General features: G+C 46.0%; 3 protein-coding genes. All 3 read left to right on the forward strand.

Annotated elements, in window-relative coordinates; all coding sequences use genetic code 11:
- Positions 1-1,340 (forward strand): enoyl-CoA hydratase-related protein (locus tag BP688_RS10730; RefSeq protein ID WP_290623310.1); only part of this gene is annotated, 1,340 nt, incomplete at its 5' end.
- 184 nt (positions 1,341-1,524) lie between these two features.
- On the forward strand, positions 1,525-2,538 hold the full coding sequence (locus BP688_RS10735; protein ID WP_290623311.1) for a tRNA (guanine-N1)-methyltransferase: 1,014 nt from the start codon (positions 1,525-1,527) through the stop codon (positions 2,536-2,538).
- Positions 2,539-2,651: 113 nt separating this feature from the next.
- The coding region (locus BP688_RS10740) for a hypothetical protein (RefSeq protein ID WP_290624645.1) at positions 2,652-3,606 on the forward strand (955 nt) is incomplete at its 3' end.

Below are 3,606 nucleotides of genomic sequence, written 5' to 3' on the forward strand. Positions count from 1 at the left end.
CAACTCCTGAAGAGGTAGATGCGACTGTGAGGAGACTTGGCCTGCCAATGGGACCCTTTGAGCTTGTTGACTATACGGGAGTTGACATACTCTATAACGCTCTCAAGTATTACGCTCAGACAATCAGCCCGGATTATGAGCCTCCAGAAATTCTTGAGAAGATGGTAAAGGAGAACAAGCTCGGAAGAAAAACTGGACAGGGGTTCTATGACTGGAGTGCTGGAAGACCGCAAATTGACTCAAGCAAGGCTACTGACAAGATTAACCCGATGGACTTCACCTTCGTGGAGATCAATGAAGCAGTGAAGCTCGTTGAGATGGGCGTTGCAAGTCCCGATGACATTGATACTGCCATAAAGCTCGGTTTAAACAGACCCTTTGGTCCATTCGAGCTGGCGAAGCAGTTTGGAGCGCAACAGATTGCTGCCAGACTTGAGGAGCTGGCGAAGCAGTATGGAAAGAAGATTTTTGAGCCGACAAAGACCCTCAAAGAGGGTAAGCTGGAGGAACTACTAAAAAAAGGTAAGGCTGAAGCCGAGGAAAAAAAAGAAGAAGACGAGTTTAAAACGATAAAGATCGAAAAGCTTGAGGGTGGAATAACAAAGCTTATCCTGAACAGACCGGATAGACTCAACACAATATCTCCTGAACTCATGGAGGAACTGGATAAGGCAATAACGCTGCTTTGGGGTGATAAGGATACAAGAGTAATTGTCATAACCGGTGCTGGTGATAGGGCCTTCTCCGCTGGAGCTGATCTGACAACCCTGATAACCCATCCATTCGACTTCCTTGAGCACAACAGAAAGGGAGAGAGAATATTCAGAAGGTTGAGCGAGATTCCAAAGCCTGTAATTGCAGCTATCAACGGATATGCTCTCGGAGGTGGACTTGAAATTGCAATGAGCTGTGACATCAGACTTGCCAAGAAGTCTGCAATAATCGGTCTGCCAGAAGTTGGCTTGGGATTGCTACCGGGATGGAGCGGGACGCAGAGAATGGTCAAGCTGATAGGTATAAGCAGAGCAATGCAACTTGCCCTAACTGGTGAGAGGATCACAGCTGAGGAGGCTGAGAAGTGGGGCCTGATCAACAAGGTCTTCGATGATGACAAGTTTGAAGAGGAGGTTATGAACTACGCCAAGAACATCGCAGAGCGCTGTGCCCCGATTTCAATGGCTCTGATAAAGAGGTTGATCAACAAGGGCGGAGAAGTTCCAATGGATGTTGGTTTGGAGTGGGAGTGCACCGCTGCTGGACTGCTGTTCTCAACCGAGGATCTGAGAGAGGGAATCTCAGCTTTCCTGAGGAAGGACAAGCCACAGTTCAAGGGTCGCTAACATTTTTTCTTTATCTTTTTGACGCCAAGCATTTTGAGATTGTAAACTGTAAAATAGGGACTAATCTCATGTGGAGTGATTTTGGTATACAATGGCTTCAGATTCTGACAACTAAGTAGACACAACCTTGGCTGTCAGTCCAGGTGACCAAACCAGCTTTATATCTCATCCCAACTTTCTTTGAATGCGCCTCAAAGATGTCTTCGTATCTGAGCTGAGAAAAAGGGGGGTTGAGAGGATAGGAACGAGGCTGAAAAAGGTAATATCCTCACCCGACCCTATCGCAAGAATGGCTCTTTATGTCGCAAACGGTAAGGCTGAAGTTTGCAGGAGTGATGGCGGTTTGCAGCACTCCTTCACCCTTAGTGGTCACTTTGTTAGCTTACCACCCCATGCCTATGTTGGGAGATGTAAGCAGGAAATTCTCCTCAGCAGAGGGGAATTAACAGGGCACCCCTTTCCATATGTTGTTGTGGATTGTAGGTTCTACGATGAGCATTCGGAGAAGGAAAAGTGGAAACTTGAGCTGCAAGTAAAGCAGAGCCTTGGAGTTGTTAGAGAGTACATGTGGGACGAGAGGCTGGTTGTCACGTATCACGATTTTGGGTATGGGTCGTATTATCCAACAACAGAGGATTTTTTGAAAGAAAACGGGATTGAAAGGGTTGTGCTGCTTGATCCAAGTGGTGAAGAGCTTTTTGAGAAGACGAATGCTGAATGTTTCGTAATCGGCGGAATTGTGGATAAATCTGGGAAGAAAAGGGGATATACATCAAAAATTGGCAGATCACTTGAAAAAGAGGGATTTGATGTGGACTACAGGAAGATAGAGCTAAAGGGAGATGTTGTGGGCGTGCCGGACAGAATAAATCATATTGCCGAAATCCTGCTCAAGGTGGAGCTTGATGGAGAGGACATTGAAAGGGCGATAAGAGCCGTTCAGCCACCTCTTGTAGCCAAGTGGAGATTGAGGAAGGAACTGCACGAGAGAACTTTGAGGGTATGTATTGGTGACAGAGTTCTCAGGGTAGTGGCACAAAGCGAGTTCGATTACTTCAAAGGGTGGCTGAACATCAGAAAGCAGGATTTCTATGAGGTTTGCAGGGAGCAGAGGTTTTTTGTGGTATCGGATGAAGTAATGGAGCAGATTAAGGCTGAAAAATGGGATGAAAGAAAGAGATGTTTTAAGCTGGGGTGATTTTTTACTTTGAAGGTCAAAAGTTGACCTCGGAGGTTAAATTTTACCCCATATGTCAACAATTAACTCTTCTGTTCAATAAAATATAAAAACACATGATGACACATAACAATATGAGTTCAGGGCGGGTGAGAGTTTTGGGCAAAGCAATAGTAGTTCTGACTGTTCTTGCAGTGCTTGGAACAGTTGTTTATGCAAAAACTCTGATGGATAATACGGCAATTGTGACTGTAAGCAGTGCTGAGAGAGCCAAGGTATACGCTTTCGTTTTATATCCTGATGGGTTCAGGCAGGTGGGGAAGTATGATGTTGTTGGAGAGAAGAGCTTGGCCTTATACCTTGGCAGTGCAAGATCTGCCTGGATGGATGAGTATTGGAAAAATGGAAGGTTATCGCAGCCCCTGATACTGCTTGTTGCTATGTCCGAGAAAGGTGTGGATGTGAAGGGTGTCAATCTGGATTGGGGTGACTTGGGAAGTAAGAAGATTAAACTGGAGTTCAGGGAGGATGAAAGAGTAAAGAAGGCAATTTCAAAGCTGAGCTTTGATAAGCCTCAACCCCTCGGTGATCTCTACTGGGCGATTGAGGATTCCTACGAATACACGCTGCCCGTCGTTCTGAGCTACGTGAAGCCTGATAGTACGACCTGGGGAGATACGGATTACTTCTACGCCAAAAACCAGAAAGTGGGTTTTGGTGTAAACACGTTCATAAGCTCGTGGAGCATATCCGGATACAACATCATTCAGAAGAATGCACGTGGCTGGGATGGATACGATTTCACAACTGGTGATGACTGTTATGTCTGGATGGATGTCAGATACCGCTATGAGAAGTGGGTGTACTATCTCGATGATGACCCGATTCTGACGATGGAGCATGTCTTCGTCAAGGACTTCTATCCGGAAACCATAAGAGCCGGAACTACGAAGCCTGCAAATGCGAGATTTGTGCCTGTGGATAACTGGGAGTCTAAGGGGAGCTACACGGCATTGAATCACGATGAGGCTTACTATGAATTTCGTGTAGGTGATCTCAACACAGACCACTTCGCCATCGACTGCCTAA

The sequence above is a fragment of the Archaeoglobus sp. UBA230 genome, from assembly GCA_002507545.1.
GTDB lineage: Archaea > Halobacteriota > Archaeoglobi > Archaeoglobales > Archaeoglobaceae > Archaeoglobus.